The sequence below is a fragment of the Sphingomonas sp. SAFR-052 genome (genome assembly GCF_051965015.1).
GTDB lineage: Bacteria > Pseudomonadota > Alphaproteobacteria > Sphingomonadales > Sphingomonadaceae > Sphingomonas.
In genome coordinates, this window is record NZ_JBQCMO010000005.1 from 1 (window position 1) to 19,704 (window position 19,704).

The 19,704-nt window shown below is 64.7% G+C and carries 17 protein-coding genes, 1 tRNA gene and 1 pseudogene; 11 read left to right on the top strand and 8 right to left on the bottom strand.

Going from position 1 to position 19,704, the window contains the following annotated elements:
* Nucleotides 1–679: 679 nt before the first annotated feature.
* Nucleotides 680–1,006, bottom strand: coding sequence for a helix-turn-helix domain-containing protein (locus ACTHQV_RS09795; protein ID WP_440489962.1), 327 nt, complete (start codon nt 1,004–1,006; stop codon nt 680–682).
* Between the two features lie 76 nt (nt 1,007–1,082).
* Here ACTHQV_RS09795 and ACTHQV_RS09800 point away from each other — a divergent pair, with 76 nt between their 5' ends.
* The 8 genes and pseudogenes from ACTHQV_RS09800 to ACTHQV_RS09835 form a co-directional block, all read left to right on the top strand.
* Nucleotides 1,083–1,358, top strand: a complete 276-nt coding sequence (locus ACTHQV_RS09800) for a DNA-binding protein (protein WP_440489963.1) — start codon at nt 1,083–1,085, stop codon at nt 1,356–1,358.
* Nucleotides 1,359–1,757: 399 nt separating this feature from the next.
* Complete coding sequence (locus tag ACTHQV_RS09805; RefSeq protein WP_440489965.1) at nt 1,758–2,174, top strand: hypothetical protein; 417 nt, start codon at nt 1,758–1,760, stop codon at nt 2,172–2,174.
* Nucleotides 2,175–2,268: 94 nt separating this feature from the next.
* On the top strand, nt 2,269–2,637 hold the full coding sequence (locus ACTHQV_RS09810; protein WP_440489967.1) for a helix-turn-helix domain-containing protein: 369 nt from the start codon (nt 2,269–2,271) through the stop codon (nt 2,635–2,637).
* Nucleotides 2,637–2,813, top strand: a complete 177-nt coding sequence (locus tag ACTHQV_RS09815) for a hypothetical protein (RefSeq protein ID WP_440489968.1) — start codon at nt 2,637–2,639, stop codon at nt 2,811–2,813. The genes ACTHQV_RS09810 and ACTHQV_RS09815 overlap by 1 nt, the downstream gene beginning before the upstream one ends.
* Complete coding sequence (locus ACTHQV_RS09820; RefSeq protein ID WP_440489970.1) at nt 2,813–3,046, top strand: hypothetical protein; 234 nt, start codon at nt 2,813–2,815, stop codon at nt 3,044–3,046. Before ACTHQV_RS09815 ends, ACTHQV_RS09820 begins: the two co-directional genes overlap by 1 nt.
* Nucleotides 3,043–3,660 (top strand): hypothetical protein, encoded by a 618-nt coding sequence (locus tag ACTHQV_RS09825; RefSeq protein ID WP_440489971.1) that lies wholly within the window; start codon nt 3,043–3,045, stop codon nt 3,658–3,660. The genes ACTHQV_RS09820 and ACTHQV_RS09825 overlap by 4 nt, the downstream gene beginning before the upstream one ends.
* Complete coding sequence (locus tag ACTHQV_RS09830) at nt 3,657–3,935, top strand: hypothetical protein (protein WP_440489972.1); 279 nt, start codon at nt 3,657–3,659, stop codon at nt 3,933–3,935. The genes ACTHQV_RS09825 and ACTHQV_RS09830 overlap by 4 nt, the downstream gene beginning before the upstream one ends.
* Before the next feature lie 94 nt (nt 3,936–4,029).
* Nucleotides 4,030–5,031 (top strand): annotated as a pseudogene (locus ACTHQV_RS09835) (recombinase family protein); the annotation flags it as partial.
* Between the two features lie 54 nt (nt 5,032–5,085).
* Here the strand turns inward: ACTHQV_RS09835 and ACTHQV_RS09840 are convergent.
* The 7 genes from ACTHQV_RS09840 to ACTHQV_RS09870 all read right to left on the bottom strand — a co-directional run bounded on the left by ACTHQV_RS09840 (nt 5,086) and on the right by ACTHQV_RS09870 (nt 14,922).
* On the bottom strand, nt 5,086–5,331 hold the full coding sequence (locus ACTHQV_RS09840; protein WP_440489974.1) for a hypothetical protein: 246 nt from the start codon (nt 5,329–5,331) through the stop codon (nt 5,086–5,088).
* 277 nt (nt 5,332–5,608) lie between these two features.
* Nucleotides 5,609–5,685: transfer RNA gene (locus tag ACTHQV_RS09845), tRNA-Met, on the bottom strand.
* A 50-nt stretch (nt 5,686–5,735) separates the two neighbouring features.
* Nucleotides 5,736–6,254, bottom strand: a complete 519-nt coding sequence (locus tag ACTHQV_RS09850) for a 2'-5' RNA ligase family protein (RefSeq protein ID WP_440489975.1) — start codon at nt 6,252–6,254, stop codon at nt 5,736–5,738.
* A complete protein-coding gene (locus ACTHQV_RS09855; protein WP_440489977.1) occupies nt 6,251–8,176 on the bottom strand; it encodes a potassium transporter Kup in 1,926 nt (641 codons plus the stop codon). The genes ACTHQV_RS09850 and ACTHQV_RS09855 overlap by 4 nt, the downstream gene beginning before the upstream one ends.
* A 163-nt stretch (nt 8,177–8,339) precedes the next feature.
* Nucleotides 8,340–11,021 carry an exo-rhamnogalacturonan lyase family protein gene (locus tag ACTHQV_RS09860; RefSeq protein WP_440489979.1) on the bottom strand — a complete coding sequence of 894 codons (2,682 nt, stop codon included), beginning with the start codon at nt 11,019–11,021 and terminating at the stop codon, nt 8,340–8,342.
* A 17-nt stretch (nt 11,022–11,038) separates the two neighbouring features.
* Complete coding sequence (locus ACTHQV_RS09865; protein ID WP_440489980.1) at nt 11,039–11,728, bottom strand: DUF6250 domain-containing protein; 690 nt, start codon at nt 11,726–11,728, stop codon at nt 11,039–11,041.
* The gene (locus ACTHQV_RS09870) at nt 11,725–14,922 is read right to left on the bottom strand and encodes a TonB-dependent receptor (RefSeq protein ID WP_440489982.1); all 3,198 of its coding nucleotides are present in this window, start codon (nt 14,920–14,922) and stop codon (nt 11,725–11,727) included. Before ACTHQV_RS09870 ends, ACTHQV_RS09865 begins: the two co-directional genes overlap by 4 nt.
* A gap of 172 nt (nt 14,923–15,094) precedes the next feature.
* Between ACTHQV_RS09870 and ACTHQV_RS09875 the strand changes: the two genes are divergently transcribed.
* The 3 genes from ACTHQV_RS09875 to ACTHQV_RS09885 are packed head-to-tail and all read left to right on the top strand — an operon-like array spanning nt 15,095 to nt 19,658.
* Nucleotides 15,095–16,975, top strand: a complete 1,881-nt coding sequence (locus ACTHQV_RS09875; RefSeq protein WP_440489984.1) for a rhamnogalacturonan lyase — start codon at nt 15,095–15,097, stop codon at nt 16,973–16,975.
* A gap of 2 nt (nt 16,976–16,977) precedes the next feature.
* Nucleotides 16,978–18,171: a rhamnogalacturonan acetylesterase gene (locus tag ACTHQV_RS09880; protein WP_440489985.1), complete on the top strand. Its 1,194-nt coding sequence runs from the start codon at nt 16,978–16,980 to the stop codon at nt 18,169–18,171.
* 14 nt (nt 18,172–18,185) lie between these two features.
* Complete coding sequence (locus tag ACTHQV_RS09885; protein ID WP_440489987.1) at nt 18,186–19,658, top strand: rhamnogalacturonidase; 1,473 nt, start codon at nt 18,186–18,188, stop codon at nt 19,656–19,658.
* Nucleotides 19,659–19,704: the final 46 nt, after the last annotated feature.

A 19,704-nucleotide genomic window follows, 5' to 3' on the forward strand; every position in this document is an offset into this window, starting at 1 on the left:
TGGCGCTGGTGACCGCCACTGAGCTGCTCATGGACGCCCAGAAGAGCCGTACTGGCGAACTCCAAGGCCGCTGGCCGTATGACGCGGCGCCACCTCGACACCGGCGGCGCTCGCAGTATCCCCCTCGAGCGTTGAAAGCCTTATCGCGTAGATAGGCCCAGTCCACCAAACAACGCAGGAAGCAAAGATCTGCCCCGCGCGCTGTGACTTAATCGGGTCGCTTGCCGCCAAGGTCCAATTCGCCGCAAACCGCCATTAGGGCCGTGCGCGCGAGTATCGAAGCAGCTTCCTTACCATATTGGCGATCCCAACACAGTAGCGCGGCTTGAATGCAGCCAGCGCCCGCGTCGGAACCCAGCAATTCTTCAGCAACGTCCGCTACAATCTTGCTCCGATCGTCAATACGGCGTTGCCGTTCGACCTCTCGATATTCCACAGACACGTTGCATAAGCCTTCTCAGTTAAGGCTTCGCTAGTGCCGATAAAGTATCCACTCAACCGCGGCTTTGTTCAGCACCGTTGTGGTGTTGTGCTACCACTCCCAGATTGGGACGATCCGTTACATCTGGAGGCGGACACACGCTCCGCCGCTGTCTTGTGACGGGGGTGGCAACGCGAAGCTCAACAGTGGTGCTGATACCCATCCCGTATCCGCGGTTCTGAACTGTTCGTCGCCGTGTCACTCCGGGTCGGACGTGTTCGGCGCGATCGTTGTCAGGAAGGTCAGTAGGCTTCGCCGTTGGTCGTCCGACAACCTCATGACGACACTGAGGATCGCGCTCGTTTCCGCGTCAAACGAATCAGCGGTGATTCGGCCAGTCAGAAGATAGCCAACGTCGATCCCACTGGCGCCGAGCAGCATCAAATAATTCGCGCCGGGCTCAGTTTCGCCCTTTTCATACCGGCTTTGCGAACCCAACCCGACCCCACCAATGGCGGCAAAGTCGGTCTGATTGCAACGACTTGCCTTCCGCGCCTCTCTGAGCCGTGACGCGAAATTCGCCATATTTGGAAATTCCGCTTGCTCTTTCACATAATCCTGCGCATTTTTGGACCAGTTTCTACAAACTGATACATGACACATGCCGAACGTAGTCGCCAATATTGACGGTGATATGCCCGCGCGCGCCCTCACGGCCCGCGAGCAGTTCACAGCGTCCGGGACCAACGTCTCCGAATGGGCGCGCGAGCGCGGCTTTTCGCTGACGCTCGTCCATCAGGTTCTCAGTGGCCGGCGTCGATGCATTCGGGGTGAATCGCATCGCATCGCGGTTGCATTGGGGATCAAAGTTGAGGCGACTGCCCCGGGTGCGCCGCCAATCAAGACCGGCGATCGTGCCGGAGGGCATCGCGCATGATCTGCTTCCGCGACCGCACGTTTTGCAACGCCGACTGCGCCTGCCCTGACTGCTGCACTCGGCTGACGTATGTCGTTCAACATACGGCCGACGCTTGGTGGGCAGTACAGCGCGGGCCTGTACCGGTGTCTGTCGCCGATCGGTCGAACGGCTGTCCCGACTTCAAGACGGCAGCCCGCCAGTGAGCGCGTCCCATCCCTTTCCCCCTTTCGGCCGCCCGAGCAACGGCCGGAAACTGCGCCCGGTCGATCTGTGTCGTACCGGCCGGGCGCAGGTGTTGCGCAGCGTCTCCCTATGCGCGGGCGGGGCCGGTTGTATGTCACAATCGGCTCCGCTTTTCGGGACGCACGCGTGACGAAGGTCCGCCAGCCCCTTTCGATCGAGCAGGCGCTATGCGACGTGATCGACGCGATCGGCTTGTCCCGGGCCGCGGAGGTTACCGGCCGTCGCCAATCGTACCTTCGCCGGGTGACCGATCCGGCTCGCCGCGACGCATTGACCTGTCACGACGCGCTGCTGCTCGACGCCGAGTATGATGCGACGGTCGGCGGACGCCCGATCCACGAGACGATGAAGGTCAAGCTCGACGCGCAGCGCTTGCACATCACCTTCGACCAGCAGGCGCTGCTGGAGGCAACTATGGATTCGGTCCGCGAGGCCGGCGGCGCGCATGCCGCGCTGATCGCCGCGACCGCCAATCCGTCCCCCTCCGTGCTGAAAGCTGCGCTGCGCGGCTTGATGCAGTCCGTCCAGGCCAAGAACCGGATTGCGCCGATTCTGCGCCAGATGATCCGGCGACAGCCGCAAGCGCCATGATGCCCCTCCACTAGCGCTGCCCAATCCCAATTTGCCCGACCCGTTCGCGACCATCTTGGTTCGCGAAGCGGCTTTCTGCTGCCCGGAGATACCTGTGCCCCCGACGCCCGGAGCGTATCTGAAATGCCGTAGGACCGCGTCCGGTCTGGCGGTCGAGGACGTCGTTCGCGCGATCGAGACCGATCCGTCCATGTCGCTCGCCGAACGGGTCGAATGGGTGCGGATGATCGAGGCAGATCTGGTCGCGGTACGCTGGTCGACCATCATCGCGTTGCGACAGACATTCCCGTTCGACCTCACGGTGCTTGAAAGGCTGTCACTGATCCATGACGGTGCCGACCTTCCGGCACCACGCCTCTGCCGGATCTGCCGAGCGGGTGAGTCCGGACCTGCCGGCGCGGCGCTACAGCCATGGGCATGGGACCAGACCGATCTCTGCATCGGCTGCGCCAGCGCCTCCTGATGCGTCCCCTTTCCCGCCTGAACCGCAACCTAAGTCGCGCTTCGACCCTACTCACCGGCGTCGCCGCCGGGTTCGGCATGCTCGGCCGCGAGTCGCTGGCGATCTTCGCTGCCGCCCTAGCCTGCCTGCTGGCGCTGACCGCTTTCCGCATCCTCACCCGACATGGAGATCGCTGATGTCGCGCGTTCGTCCTTTGCTCTCGACCTCCGATCCCGCACCTCGGCACCGGATCATTCATCTCATCGACTGCGACTGTCGGGAATGCGATCGCCCCGCGCCGTCCGACCGCGACTATCATGTCCGGGCGGCGGTCGAGACCGTCGCGATCTTCGCTGTCGGCTATATCGCTGCATGGCTGACCGATTGGGCACTCGACGGCCCCGGCCTGCAAATCATGGTAGGGCTATGACCGTGGGAAGCGCACAGGTGGGCTTGGGTGACGACACCCCGCCGCCGGAACCGGTGCGGTCCGATCTTCTCCGTGCGGTCCGCCTCGCGGCGAAATGCTTTGAAATGGCTTGGTCGACGCCGTTCCCCGCCGAGCGCGATGCGGCGATTTCCCGCGGGACCGCTGTCGCCAAGAAGGCCGGCCTACGGTTGGAGCTGTTCAAGATTCCCGGCCGTGACCAGACCGAGCAACAATTGCGCGATGCCTTGCGCGATGCAGCGGCGACGCGACAGCGCTGGGCGGATGATCTCGGCGCAGCGCAGGATGAGACGATCTACGCCGCGAAGCGGCGCGCCTTCGACGACGCTACCCGTCTTGCGGCCGAGCGCGACCGTTCTGCTGGGCGGCGGCCCGCTGCCTCGGCGGATTGCGACGCCGTGCGTCGTGCTGATCTGCTCGATCGCTGGCCATCGATCGGCGCGACGATCAACGCTCTGAAGGCTCGCCGCGTCGGCATACGCCAGATCAATGCTGACGATGGGTCCGACCAGCAGCGGTGGCATGTGCCCGATCGAATGCCGGAAACGCTCGACCAATGGCAACTGCGCGAGTTGGCTGACGAGGTATGCGCATGAAGCTGACCATCAACCAACGGCGGGTGTTCAACGTGCTGGAAAGGCTCGCCAACGACGGTGCGGCTTGCCCGACCAACGCCGCCCTAGCCGAAAGCATCGGCGCGGACACGTCCGACGCGGCAAAGGCGTTCGCCGATTTACGACGCATCGGCGTAATTGCCGTCGTGACGCTGCGCGCCAAACGGGAGGTGACGATCGTCGCTACCGGCGCAAAGACCGCTCCACTGTCCGGCCCGCCAGCTGCGCCAATGCAGTCAGAACGAGCGGACGCATGACGGTCCCACCCCCGCTGGCTGCGCTCATACGCGCCATTGCCGCTGACATGGCCGCCGAGGATGTTGCGCGCGCCTATCCTCCCCGGAGTCGCCCATGCCCCGCTGTGCCATCTACGCCCGCTTTTCGACCGAACTTCAGTCCGCCCATTCGGCCGAAGACCAGATTGCCAGCTGCTCGGCACGTGCAGGGCGCGAAGGGTGGGAAGTCGTTGGCGTATATACCGACATCGCGATCTCCGGGGCCTCCAATCGGCGACCCGGCATGACCGCAATGCTGGCCGACGCCGCCACAGGCTCGTTCGATATCGTCTGTGCCGAAGCGATCGATCGGATCGCGCGGAACCAAGCCGACATCGCGATGATCTACCAGCGGCTCGAATTTGCGAACGTCCGCATTCACACGCTGACCGAGGGCGACGTGTCGGAGCTCCACATCGGGCTGAAGGGCACGATGTCAGCGCTGTTCCTGAAAGAGCTTGCGGAAAAGATTCGGCGCGGTCAGCGCGGAACGGTCTCACGCGGCCGGGTGCCCGGCGGGCTGGCCTACGGTTATGAAGTGGTACCTGCGATCCGCCCGGATGGCGAACTCGATCGCGGTATCCGACGCATCGTGCCCGAACAGGCTGACGTCATTCTGCGCATCTATCGGGAATATGCCAGCGGCCGGGGCCCGAAGGCGATTGCCAAGGGCCTGAACGCCGATGGTATTCCGGCGCCGCGTGGTGGCGACTGGCGGGCTTCCGCCATTGCCGGATCGCGCGCCCGCGGTTTGGGCGTGCTCCACAATCCCATCTACGCCGGGCGGTACCTGTACAACCGCCTGCACATGCGGCGCGATCCGGAGACCCGGCGACGTATCTCCCGCGTCAATCCTGCGGAGGAACGCGTCTCGGTCGAGATGCCCGAGCTGCGAATCGTTCCACAGGACTTGTGGCAGCAGGTTCAGGATATGGCCGCGGATCGGTCCAACGGACCGCTGAACCAGCGCCGGCGGCCGAAGCACCTTTTATCCGGCCTAGTGCGGTGCGGGCGCTGTGGTGGGGCCTACGCGATGATCGGCGGTGGTCGCATGGGTTGCACCCGGGCACGGGAGGCCGGCACGTGCGACGTGCAACGGACGGTTGCTCGTTCCACCATCGAGGGCCGCGTTCTACGCGGGGTGACGGAAAAGCTGCTCGAATCGGACGCCGTTTCGCTCTTGGTTCGCGAATACCATGCCGAGGTAGAGAGCCGGCGCGCGGAGCGGGTCCGCGATGCGGGCGACGTCGACCGACGAATCAAGAAGACCCAAGGTCAGATCGAGCGGCTCATCAGCGCGATCGCCGACGGTGCCGCCGATTTCGCCGATGTGCGCGAAGCCCTCGCGGCACGGAAGGCCGAGCTGCTCGATCTGCAACGGGAACGGCAGGAGGTCGACGCGGTGCCGGTGATCGCCATGAACCCGTCAATCGTCGAGGACTATCGCAAGCGCGTCCGTGTCCTAGCGACAACGCTGGACGGCAGCAGTGCGACCAATGACGAGATAAAGGCTCGCCTGCGCGACATGATCGATGGCGTCCGGGTCACCCCAAACAATCACGACGGCTTCGATATCGAGGTATTGTCGTCGTTCGGCGCAGTAGTCGCTCTGGCGACTGACAAACCGAGGGGACGTTCGTCCCGCTCGGTTATGATGGTAGCGAAGGAGGGATTTGAACCCCCGACCCCAGGATTATGATTCCCGTGCTCTAACCAACTGAGCTACTTCGCCCCGCCACTTCCCGTCGGGAGGCGGCCCTATACGAACCGGAATCGCGCCGGTCAAGCGAACATGTGACGAGAAAATGCTTCCCATGGACCGCCGCGATACCACCAGCTTGCCAGACCCGCGATTTTCACCGGCCGCGACGAGAAACCCGCCGACAACGTCGCCAGCAATGCCTTCACTTCGGCGGGTTCGACCTTGTTCTGGACGGTGACGTGCGGACGCCATCCGCTGCGGTCCTGCGGCACCAGCATCGAGGCAAAGGCATCAGCCAGCTCGGCGCGGATCGCCTCGAGTTCGGGTGACTCAATCCGATAGGCGACGCCGCGACCCAGGTTCATCAACCCGCCGACCCGTGCGATCGGCGCGGGCTGTCCCCGCGTCGCCGCGTTCAGCCGCTGCTTGAGTTCGGCGGCCAGTTCCGGAGCGAGGTGATGGAACATCGTGCAATGCGCCGCCAGCACGTTGCGCTCAGGCGGGAAATAGGCGCGCCGCTGGCGATCGAACCATGCCTGATCCTCATGCCCGAACAGCGCGGTCACGATGATCGGGGCGGGGCCGGGACCGTCGGTCAAATCTCCACCTGACTGCCCAGCTCGACGACGCGGTTTGTCGGCAGGCGGAAGAATTCCATCGCGCTTTCAGAATTCTGCAGCATCCACGCGAACAGCTTTTCGCGCCAAATCATCATGCCCGGTCGCGACGATGGCAACAGCGTCTGCCTTGCAAGGAAGAAGCTCGTGTCCATCATCCGGAAATCGCCTCCGCAGCACCCGACAACCTTCAGCGCGCCCGGCACGTCGGGATCCTGCATGAACCCGAACTTCAGGATCATGCGGTGGAAGCCCTGCCCCAGATCCTCGGTCTTGGTCCGCACCTCCGGGTCGACATAGGGCGTATCGGCGATCTTGACGGTCAGCAGGATGACCCGCTCGTGCAGCACCTTGTTGTGCTTCAGATTGTGGAGCAGCGCGTGCGGCACGCCCTCCGGCGTCGAGGTCATGAACACGGCGGTTCCAGGCACGCGGGTGGCCGAGCTCGCCGCCGACTGGATGAACACCTTGATCGGCATCGCTGCCTCGCGCATCCGCTCGATCATCAGCTTGCGCCCTTTCGCCCAGGTCGTGAGCAGGACGAAGACGACGATGCCGACCAACAGCGGGAACCAGCCGCCGTCCGGAACCTTGGTCAGGTTCGACGCGAAATAGGCGCCATCGATGCATAGGAAGACGAACATGAAGCCCGCAACTGCGGCGACCGGCCAGTTCCAGACGCGCTTGACGAGCACCGCGATCATGCAGGTGCTGATGAACATCGTGCCGGTTACCGCAATGCCATAGGCGGCAGCGAGGTTCGATGATTCCTGGAACCCGAAGATTAGCAGCAGTACCATGATGAGCAGCGCCCAGTTGACGGCTGGGATGTAGATCTGCCCGGCGGCATCGGCGCTGGTATGCTCGATGCGCAGGCGCGGCATCAACCCGAGCTGCACGGCCTGCTGAACCACCGAGAAGGCGCCGGTGATGACCGCCTGGCTGGCGATGATCGTCGCAAGCGTCGCAAGGATGACCAGCGGCAAACGAAAATCTTCGGATGCCATGAAGAAGAATGGGTTCGACGCCGCATCCGGGTTCTCGAGCAGCAGCGCACCCTGCCCCAGATAGTTCAGCATCAGCGCCGGGAACACGCAGTAAAGCCACGCGATCGAGATCGGGCGCCGCCCAAAATGACCCATATCGGCGTAGAGCGCCTCTGCGCCGGTGACCGACAGCACAACCGACCCGAGCGCGAGAAAGGCTAGCACACCGTCCTGCGCAAAGAAACGGACGGCCCAGATCGGATTCAGTGCCTGAATGATGTCGGGCCGCGCCAGAATGTTCAGGACGCCGAGCCCGGTCAGCGTCACGAAATAGGCAATCATGATCGGCCCGAACAGCCGTCCGACCCCGGCCGTCCCGACCGCCTGCAACCAGAACAGGGCGATCATGATGACCACCGCGATCGGGATCACGAACGGGTCGAACGCGGCGTTGACCGTCGCCAACCCTTCGACCGCCGACAGCACCGACACGGCCGGAGTAATCATGCAGTCGCCGAAGAACAGCGCCGTCGCCAACACCCCGAGAATGACGAGGCTCGACGTCCAGCGGCCGCCACCGGTCTTGCGCTGGATCAGCGCCAGCAGCGCCAGGCTGCCGCCCTCGCCATTATTGTCGGCGCGCATGATGATGAAGACGTATTTCACCGTCACGATCAGCATCAGCGACCAGAAGACCAGGCTGACCACGCCGAAGATGTTGATCTGATCGACCGGCAGCCGGTGGTGCCCGACGAACGTCTCCTTCATCGCATACAGCGGCGAGGTGCCGATATCACCGTAAACGATACCGAGCGCACCGAGCGACAATTTGGCAAGCGACTGCGCGGGACCGTGATGGCCCGGTCCCTCGGCGGGAAGGTCGGTGGCTTCGCCGGAAGCCTCTCGAGAAAAGTTCACGGGCGCGGGGACCGCGCCGGAGTGGCAACGAGGTTGGTCATGTCGACCGCGTCCCAATGGTTTGAGCGCGGGCCGTTAGCACGCGCACCATGACCGCGCAACGGCCGGTGATGGACGTCGATACCTGCACCTTCGATGAACGGCGTTCCGAATCGCTCCGGTGTCAAGCGCGCAGCCGGCCGGTGTCGATCGCGGTCGGGATCAGCGCCAGATTTTCGATGGCAGCCAGCCCCCATTGCGACGCGGCATTGGTACTGATGCCGGGCCATTCGACGATGCCGCTGCCCAGCGTCCGTCTGGGATCGTTGGCCTGCGTGCCTAGCCCCGCCCTGCCGCCGAAGAATTCGGTCGACGCGCGCGTCGCGAGCGCGGCGTCGGCTTCGGCCCATGCCGCGAAGGCGGTAAGGCGCGAATGCGCCTCGGCAAGGTTCTCCGATCCCTTGCGCGGTCCGTAGCGCGCCTCGAATACGGCACGCGGCGCGTTGTAATAGCGGCAATAATCAAGCCACGCCTGCCGATAGCGCGGCACGTCGAACAGTTGCAGCAGTTCCGCGTTGATCTCGACCGCGCCGAAGACCGCGTTGAGATGCGAGATCGATACCCTGTCGCCCGGCCCGACGAAGCGTCCGCTAGCCAGATCATAGGGCGCGCTGCCCGCCATCCACCCATTCTTCAGGCGGCCGATACTGTCCATGCCGGCGATCAGCCGGTCGCGCCAACGGCGATCGCCGGTGCGTTCCCACTCGGTCAACCATGCGGCGGCGAGCGAACACCACACCGTCCCGAACGACATCTCTACCACCTCCGCCGGCAAGGCAGGTCGCTCGCCACCAGGGACCTTGCGTCCGATTTCGACGGTCGTCAGCGTCCGGTCCGACGTCAGCAGGTCGCGCATCAGGTCGCCAACCCGTTCATCGGCGGTCAGATAATAATAGATTCGGCGATACATGGCGTTGCTGACGCGGGGTTGTTTGGAGCTGTCACTGAAGTGCTGGACGCCGTGGCGGGTGCCCATGCCGCGGAATCGGCCGAGATGATACACGTCGACCTCGCCGGTATGACGGGTCATCGCCTCCGCCAGTCGATAGGCCTGGCCGCCGCCAGTGCGCAGCGCCTGCATCCATAGCCACAGATCGGGCGACAATTCGCTGTTGGCCCAGGCGAAGCCGCCGATATCGTAGCGCCATTGATGCCGGTCGGCATCATAGCTGTGCATGACGTCGCCATGGTTCCAGAAACCATACCAGTGACGGCGGTCGACCTCTCCGGAATAAAAATCGACCGAATTGGTCAGTTGGTTCTCGATCGCCGTCCGGTTGGGCGTCGATCGATCGGGTAGGCTCCAATGGCCGAACACCCCGGCGGCGTGCAGTCCGGCGGGATCGGCGACCAGTTGCGGCGCATCGGCAGTGATCGTCGCCAGCGCCTGCAACCGTTCGGTCGGCGGGGTCGCGTCGAACGCCCACAGCATCAACTCGCTGGTGCGGGCGATGCCGGTCGCGCTGTCCCAGCCCGGCTCGTAATCCTCGTACGTTATCGCCAACCCTTCATTCTGGGCATCATACCCCTCCATCCACATCACGCCGCGATAGGGCCGCAGGTCCATCGCCGCCGCACGCGGCGACCATAGCCACAGCGTCAGATCGGCGCTGTTGCCGGTCGCGTTGGCCACCGCGATCTCGCCAGGATGCCGCTGCCAGAACCAGCGCGCACCGATCGCGGCACCACCCTGCGGCGAGCCGACATAGGCGAAGCCTGGCGCACGACCGCCCTCGCCCGCATCGATCCAGCCATGGTCCGGCCCGGTCCGCTTGCGCAGTGTGAAGCCCTGCGCCGAGAACTGCGCCAACGACAGCTCGCCCCAAGCCGGAATCCGCTCCAACAGATCGCCAACCGGTTTCGCCATTGACGACGGGGGCGGCGTCGCCCGACCGGCGATCTGCGCCGCGCGCGTCGCCTCGCCGGGATCGCGCCGTAGCCCGGTCAGCGGCCGCACCGCCTCGACGAACATCGCCCCGTCGTCCAGCGCGATGCGGACATGACGGTCGTGCAACGCCGCCGCCATCGGCACGGCGGTGGTCAACCCGATCCCCGACACGAACCATGCCGCCGGATCGAGGTCATGGACGAAGCTGTGGACGATCCGCAGCCCCTGCGATCCGGCATAGGCATAGAGGCGGACGACGAACGGCAGCACCCGCTGTCCCGCACCGACATGATATCCCTCGACCTTCACGACCGCACGCACCGGCCCGCGTTGCTCGACGGTCACGCGATCGATCCGCCCCTTGAGCGACAGGCGCGGGCCTTCGGCCGCACCCTGCCGAAGTTCGGCGACCAGCGCCGCGTCGCGCAGCACCGTGCGGTCGCCACAGGTCGCCCGGCGAACCAAGGCGTCGCCGCTGCGCGCGATCTCCCAGCGCCGCTCGCCGGTCGCGATCATTATGGTGTCCGTCCGTTCCTCGACCCGCACCGGTGCGTCGGGCGCCGTCGCCCTGCCCGGCTCGACCATGACCCGTGAGCCCGGGGCGCTATCGGCCGGCAGCGCATGCGCGGTCCATTTCACGCTGCCATCGGGCCAAGTCGCCGTGACCCAGCTTTGCGCGGGCATAGGCCGCCCTGCCGTGTCGCGCACTGCCCAACTCTGTCGCGCCGACATCCGTCCGCGCGGCCACGCCATGCCGAACGTCTGCCCGACATGGACGGCGGGTGCTTTCCCTTCGACCCAGCCGGCGTGCGCCTCGACCGGCCGCCGCCGGTCAGTAGGGGTCGCGAAGGTCGGCAGGCTGCGCAAACCGGCCGCCAACATGGTCGCACCCATCAGTCCGCGGCGGGTGATCGGCATGGTCGTGTCTCCGATGGTCAGGGCCGGGAAATTGTGACCCGGCGAATGCGCAAATGGCTCTGCGTCGTGCGCAGCGCGAACCAGCCGCTGCGATAGGGTGTGGTGTCGTTCATCTTGAACAGCACGCGCCCGTCGCGCTCCACCGCGATGCGACCACCATCGGCGATCAAGGCGATGCGGGTCCAGCGATTGGCTTGCAACAACGCGAGCGTGTCACTCCGGTCATGTTGGGGGAGCAGCGGCCGGTCCCCCGGACGCCCGGTGTAGCGCCGCATCCGCGTGGTCGTGTTCCGGTTACCGCCGATTCCGACATAATAGGTGGTCAGCGTGTCATAAGCCTCGAACCGCCCATCGCGCGGTCGAGCAAACACCGAGCCGTCCGGTGCCGCCGGATCGGTCGCCATCCAGAACGCATTGAGATCGCTGACCTGATCGTTCGGCCCACCCGCGGACACCGCCATGGCATCGAACGCGATCCGCACCGGACCATCGAGCCGATCGGGATACCAGAGCGTTAGTCCGCGCGGCGTGTCGATATCGATCACGCCGCCGGGCAGGTAACGGACCTTCGCTTGTGGCGATTCCGCTTCGGTGCGCCATACCAGCGACCGGTCGGCGGAATGGGTGCAACTTGCGACCAATACCGCCAGTGCCATCCATGCCGGCCGGCCGCGAGGTTCGTCGACGCGGCTGACCGAGTTCGTCACAGCTTGAACTGTGCGCCGATAAAGATGCGCCGACCGAAATCGCTATATTCGATCGGGCGAGCGCGATCGACATAGAAGCGGGACAGTTCGTTCGTCAGGTTCAGTGCCTCGAACCAGATGCTGTATTGCGGTGTGATGCGGAACGTCACCTTCGCATCGACGTAGGATTCACCTTCGCGGAACACCGGATTGTTGCCGACCGCGGTATCCGATGCCGTCAACAGCCAGCCAGTCCGCCGATTATAGTTCACGCGCGCATTCAGCCAGTTCTTGTCGTAATAGAAGCTGGCATTGTAGGTGAACTTCGAAAGGCCGGGGAAGGCGTCGAGCGGCTGCCCGGTCGCCTGGTTGGTCAGGACGTTGTTCAGCGAACGGCTGAAGGTGAAATTGCCCGTCGCGCCAAAGCCGTCGAATGGCGCCGGCAGGAAGGTGAACGCCGTCTGCGCGCTCAGTTCGAACCCGTCGAGCTTCGCACCGAAGCCGTTGATCGGCTGACGAACCGTATAGAGCAGGCCGTCGCCGAACAGATCGACATTCTCGCGCGTGGTCGGCGACAGGACGAAACTTTTAATATCCTTATAATAGTAGCCGATGCTGACGATCGTATCGGAATTCGGATACCATGCGGCGTTCAGGTCATATTGATCGGCGCGATATGGTTGCAGGAACGGATTGCCGGCCGAGCAGGCATCGGCACCCGGGATCGTATCCGCCGTATCGATGACGCAGTTGATCGCCGGCGACAGATCGCCTGGTTTTGGTCGGGCAAGGTTCTTGGCATAGGTGGCCCGGATGAACAGGTTGGGCTGCGCCTCCAGCGACAAGTTCACCGCCGGCAACCAGTCGTGATAATCGTTGGTCAGCGTGACTTCCTGTACCGCGGTCGTCACCGTTTCGATGACCGGCGCGATGCCGTTCACCCCGGTTCCCGGACGGACCCGGTTTTCGCGCCGGGTGTTCGCGCTTTGCGAGGCGTCCCGGGTGTAAGTGTAGCGGATACCGGCATTACCGGTCAGCGGCATGCCGAACACTTCGGTCGCCATGTTGAACTTCAGATAACCGGCGACGATCTTTTCGTTGATGATGTATCCGGGAATCTGCGGCAGTCCATCGGCGAAGCGTACCCGCGACTGATTGAACCCCGACAAATCATAATACCGCGACAGGTTGCCATAATCGAAGAGCGGCTGCGCCAGTCGCTCGGGTGCTCCGTCAAGCCCCTTGATGCCGCCGAACAGTGGCGCACCGCCGGTCACGCCGCCATTTAGTTGCAGGAATTCCTGATATTGCGCCTGGGTGAAGTAATAGGTGTTCGGAGCCGGGCCAGCCGCAGGAGGCGAGCCGATCACGGTGTTAAGCGAGACGTTGTTGTTATACTGGTAGAGGGCACTTTGCGTGATCGTGCCGTTGGGCGCCCGTACCTCCGGCCGCAACAGGCGCGCACCGCCGTTGTTGTAGAAGGTCAGGTTCTGATCGCGATACTGACCGCCGAATTCGAAGCTCTTCAACAGGCCGAAATCGAGATCATAGTCGACGTCCAGCTTCAGTTGATCCTCGCCGACGTCGCTCTGGCTGGGGCGATATTGTACCGACGGCCCTAGCTGTACCAGCAGCTGCCCGTTCGCGCCGCGCCGAGTGAAATCACCATAGTTGGCGATGTTGGCGGGATCGAAGCTGCTGGGGAAGGTGATGACCGGCAGCCCGTCGGCGTTGCGACGATCCACGGTGATGCCCGACACACCGGTGGTAATCGCAACGAGGTTCGTCTCGTTCTGCCGCTTCGCTTCCGACCGCGAGGCTAGGAAAACCATGTTCATGCGGTCGAGGTCCCATTTGAACCCCGTTTGATAATAGCGCGACTCCTCGTCATAGGAAAAGTCGCGACGCTGCACGCCGACGATGTTGCTTGCGCCCGCCGAATTGACGATTGCGCCGCTGGCGCCGGTCGTCGCTCCGTTCAGCGCCGTCGTCCAGCTGGTCAGGACATGACCCTCGGTCGTGACGGTGCTGAGTGTGGGACGCGCGCGTGACGTGCCGCCGCGCGCATTGGCGGCGAGCGGCGCATCGAGATTGAAGCGCGTCAGATCGATCGAACTGCCCGAGCCACCGCCGAGGTTCACCGCATAGTTGGTGTCGCGCAGTTCCTGATTGCGCAGGTTCAACTGCGCCTGTCCCCAAGCGGAAAAGTTGTCGAAGAACTGATACTGAAGCTGGAAGTCGAGCGTGGTGCGGGCGTCGGTCCGCTCCTGATTACGATAGCGCACCGATCCGGGTGACCAGTCGAAGAATTGCGTTTCGCAGGCTAGCCGGTTTGCGGTCGCATTCGCCGCCGAGGTGCCGGTGGTGTTCGCGCAGCTCTCATAGGTGCCGAACGAGGCATAATTCGGGTCCGCGACGGTCTTTTCGGCCGACCGATCGAAATCGAGAATTCGCTGCCAGTTAGTGTTAGCGACCGAATCGCCACGGGTATCGACGACACTGTGGGTGACGTTGAACAGGACGCCCAGCTTGCCGTCGAGCAGGTCCGATCGGCCGGCGATCAGGTTCAGCCGGGGGCGCCATTTCTCGACCAGGTTCAGCCGCTGTGCCGACGCCGTGATGCTGAAGATCGGCTTGACGAGCTCGAGCGGACGGCGGGTTTCGACCTTGACCGTTCCGCCGATGCCACCTTCGGTAAGGTCGACGGTATAGCCCTTGTACACGTCGATCGACTTGACCAGTTCGACGGCGAGTTCGCGGAAGTCGCCGCTGCGGTCGCCGCCGGCGCTTTGCTGGCTCACGCCGTTGATTTCGATACGGTTGAGATCGGGTTCGACGCCGCGGATCGAAACCTTCGATCCTTCGCCGAAATCGCGTTGCAACTGTACGCCGGTGACGCGTGCCAGCGCTTCGCCGACATTCTTGTCGGGGAAGCTGGCGATGTCGTCGGCGACGATGCTGTCGACGACGGTATCGGCATTCTTCTTGCGGGCGATCGCCGATTGCAGCGATGCCCGCGTGCCGGTGACGATGATTTCGCCTTCTTCGGCCAGCGGGTCTGTCGGCGACGTGCGGACCTGATCGGTGGTCGCGACGTTGCCCTCTTCCGGCGCGATCTGCGCAAAGGCCGGAGCGCTGCCCATCGCCACGATCAGGGCCAAGCCCGATGCGGCGGCGCGTAGCCTTGCTCCACGGATGTTGGCGAACGACGTCATGCAAACCCCTCCTCATGTCCGGGACGGCGCGTGGGTGTTCCCAGTCGCCGATCAAAATCGCTTGGCTCGACGATGGACCTATCGTGGAACGAGCGGGTTGCAAAGCACAATCTTCGCAATATGATATTTGTGTCCATATGGTGAAACAATATGGTCATTGGGAGAGTGGGTTATGCGCGGATTGATACTGGCGATGCTGGCGGCGAACGTGTCGGCAGGCGCCCTTGCCGCGCCGAGTGCCGCGACCGATGGTCGCCAATTCGAACGACTCGGTCGGGGACTAGTCGCGGTTCCGGCGAAGGGCGGCGGCAATCACGTGTCGTGGCGATTGCTCGCGACCGACCGGCCGGGAACCGCCTTCCGCCTGCTGCGCGATGGCAAGGTCATCGCAGCGCGCGTGACCGGAGCGTCGAGCTTCCACGACCGGGCCGGTACGTCTGCTGCCCGCTATCGGCTCGAAACGATCGGGATGCGTGAACCGGCGGGGACCGCAGCGGTCTGGTCGAAGGGCTTTTGGTCGATCCCGCTCGATCTGCCCGCCGATCGGGCGACGCCTGCGGGCGAGCACTATGGCTATACCGCCAACGATGCCAGCGTCGGCGATCTCGATGGCGACGGGCAGTACGAGATCGTCGTGAAATGGGACCCGACCGTTTCGAAGGATAATGCGTTCGGCGGCTATAGCGGCGAGACGCTGCTCGACGCCTATACGCTGGAGGGGAAGCGGTTGTGGCGGATCGATCTGGGGCGCAACATCCGATCGGGCGCGCATTATACCCAGTTCATGGTTTATGACTTCGATGGCGATGGCCGGGCCGAGATCATGGTCAAGACCGCCGACGGTACGGTCGACGGGACCGGCCGCGTGCTGGGCGATCGCCAAGCCGACTGGCGGGCGAAGGACGGCGAGATACCACAGGCCGACCGGACCGGTGCCACCACCCTGCCCGACGGGCGCAAGGTCGCGCGGGTGCAGGGACGCATTCTGTCCGGACCCGAATATCTAACCGTGTTCGAAGGGACGACCGGGCGGGCGCTGGCGACGCAGCCCTATGCCCCGTCGCGAGGCAGCGACACGCCCGAGGGGCTGCAGGCGCTGTGGAGCGACGGCTATGGCAACCGCTCCGACCGGTTTCTGGCCGGGGTCGCCTATCTTGACGGGAAGCGGCCGAGTGGCATTTTCGGGCGCGGCTATTATGCGCGATCGACGGTCGCGGCATGGGACTGGCGCGACGGCAAGCTGACGCAGCGCTGGCTGTTCGACAGCGCGGTGCCGGGCAATGCGAAGTTCGGAGGGCAAGGCAACCACAACCTGTCGGTCGCCGATGTCGATGACGATGGTCGCGACGAAATTATCTACGGTTCGATGGCGATCGACGACAATGGCAGGGGGCTGTGGAGTGCGGGCCTCGGCCATGGCGACACGATGCATGTCGGCGATCTCGATCCCGATCGGCCGGGGCTCGAGAAATTCGGCGTGCATGAGGAGGTACCGCGGAACGGAGGGATCGGATCGGCGATGCTCGATGCGCGGACCGGCGCGATCCTGTGGACGACCCCCGCGACGAAAGATACCGGACGCGGCCTGTCCGCCGATATCGATCCGCGCTATCCGGGTGAGGAGAATTGGAACTCCAGCACGCCCTATCTCTACACCGCCAAGGGACAGATCATTCCGGGTCCCAAGCCCAAGGTCGCCAATTTCGCAATCTGGTGGGACGGGGATGCGCAGCGCGAGCTGCTCGACCGTAACCGGATCACCAAATGGGACTGGCAAGCCGGCGTCGAGGAGCCGCTATTAGTGGCAGAGGGCGCCACGTCGAACAACGGGACGAAAGCAACACCGGCGCTATCGGCCGATATTCTGGGCGACTGGCGCGAGGAAGTGATCCTGCGCAGCGAGGACAGCCGCGAGTTGCGAATTTATACCACGCCCTACCCGACCACGATTCGGCGCGTGACGTTGATGCACGACCCGATGTACCGGTTGAGCGTCGCCTGGCAAAATACCGCGTATAATCAGCCGCCGCATCCGTTGGTCGCACCGAAGTGATCGTGGCGCTCGCCATGCTGCTCGCCGGGCCGGTGACGCCGGTGACGTACCGGCTGGACGATAGCCGGCCGCGTGACGGCGAGGTGCGCGTCGAGCGCGATCGGCCCTATCGCGACGGCTATGGCTATGAGCCGGGCGGTGGGCGGCGCTTCTCGGTGGCGCTGCCCGAGGGAAATTGGCGCGTTACGATGACGCTGAGCGAGCGGCGGGCGGCGACGACGACGGTGAAGGCCGAGGCGCGGCGGCTGATGCTCGATCGGGTGACGACGCGCGCCGGACAGCGGCTGGAACGCAGCTTCGTCGTCAATACGCGCACCGCCGCTTTGGCACCGCCCCCGGCCAATGCGCCGGGTGGCACGATGGTTCGCCTGAAACCACGTGAGGCCGGAAGCGCGACGTGGGACGATCGGTTGACGCTGGAACTGCTGGGTGACGCTGCGGTCGGCTCGGTGCGGATCGAACCGGCGGACGTGCCGACGCTGTATCTGGTCGGGGATTCGACCGTTACCGACCAACCGTCCGAACCGGCGGCGAGTTGGGGGCAGATGCTGCCGGCGTTTCTCGACGGCCGGGTCGCGGTCGCGAACCATGCGGAGTCGGGCGAGACGCTCAAGTCTTTCCTGACCGAATTGCGGCTCGACAAAGTGCTGTCGACGATTGGCAAGGGCGACTGGCTGCTGATCCAGTTCGGTCATAACGACCAGAAAACGCAATGGCCGCAGACCTATGCCGAGGCGGCGACGACCTATCGCGCCTATCTGAAGGCGTATATCGCTGAGGCGCGGCGGCGGGGCGCGACGCCGGTGCTGGTGACCAGTCCCGAGCGGCGGAATTTCGATGAGGACGGGCGGATCAAGCCGACGCTCGGCGACTATCCCGCCGCCGTCCGCGCGGTCGCGGCGGAGGAAGCGGTAGCGGTCATCGACCTGAACGCCGCCAGCATCGCGATCTACGAGGCACTCGGGCCGGCGGTCAGCCCGCAGGCGTTCAACGATGGCGGGGCGGACCGAACCCACCACAATAATTACGGCGCGTGGCTGCTGGCGCGGGCGGTGGCGGAGGGGCTCCGGACGCTGCCGGGCATGGCGGGGCATGTGACGGCGGAGCGGTTTGATCCGGCGCATCCGCCGCTGCCGGCGGCGGTGACGATCGTGCCGAGTGCGGCACGCAGCGACGTGCGGCCCGACGGCAATTGATCGACCGGCGCGCCGTGTTGCTGGGGATGCTCGCCCTGCCCTTTCCCGCCCATGCGGCGCGGCGGTTCGACGTGCGAGCGTTCGGCGCGGTCGGGGATGGGCGGACTCTCGATACGGCAGCGGTGCAGCGGGCGATCGATGCGGCGCGGGGCGGCGGGACGGTGGTGTTTCCGAAGGGGCGCTATCGATGCTTCACGCTAAGACTGGTGAGCGATGTGACGCTGGTATTGGAGCGGGGAGCGGTACTTATCGCTGCCGATCCGGCGCGGGACGGCGGGCGCTATGCGCTGCCCGAGGATCGCGGTGAGCAGCTGTATCAGGATTTCGGACATAGCCATTGGCATAACAGCTTGATCGTCGGCGACGGCGTGAAGCGGGTAGCGATCATCGGGCCGGGGATGATCGATGGCGAGGGGCTGACCCGCGACGGGCCGGGGGCGCGGTGGCGTCGGCAGGCGGGCGAGCGCCCGCTGTCGATGCGGCAGATGACGGCAGCGGAGATCGCGGCACTGGAACCCGATGCCGCGCGGATGAACGGGCTGGGGAACAAGGCGATCGCGCTGGTGGAGGCGCAGGACGTGCGGATCGAGGGGCCGACGATCGCGCGCGGCGGGCATTTCGCGATCCTCGCCACCGGATGCCGGGGCGTGGTGCTGCGCGACCTGACGATCGATACCAATCGCGACGGGATCGACCTAGACGGGGTCGGCGACGTGCTGGTCGAGCGGTGCCGGGTGAACACGCCCAATGACGATGCCATTGTTTTGAAGAGCAGTTTCGCGCTCGGCCGGGTGATCCCGTGCAGCGACGTGACGGTGCGGGATTGCGTGGTGTCGGGGTTCGATCCGGGTACGCTGATCGACGGGACACGGCGGCGGACGCAGCAGGTCGCGCCCGACCGCGATCGGGTGACCGGGCGGATCAAGCTGGGGACCGAGAGCAATGGCGGATTTCGGCGGATCCGGATCGAGCGGTGCCGGTTCGAGCGGTCTCGGGGGCTGGCACTGGAGGCGGTCGATGGCGGGGTGATCGAGGACGTGATCGTCCGCGACCTGACCATGGCCGACGTGACCACCGCTCCTCTGTTCCTGCGGATCGGCGACCGGCGACGCGGGCCTGCGGGTACCGGCGTGGGTGCGATCCGGGGGGTGACGGTCGAGGGATTGACCGCGACAGGCATCGACCACCGGTTCGCGGCGACGCTGGCGGGGTTGCCGGGGCACGCGATCGAGGACGTAACCCTGCGGGATATCAGCCTTTCCTATCTGGGCGGGGGGCAGCCGGTGGCGATGCCGCCGGAGCTGGCCGATGCCTATCCCGAGCCGAGCATGTTCGGACCGACCCCGGCCTGGGGGTTGTGGTGCCGGCATGTGCGGGGGCTGACCGTCGAGGGGCTGGAGCTAGTCACCAAGGGTGATGGGCGGGCGGCGATCCGGATGGACGATGTCGAGGGGGCGAAGGTGACGAAGGTTACACGTAGCGATTGACCTGCACGTCCGATCGTTTTATTATTTGGATATAACGTTCACATAG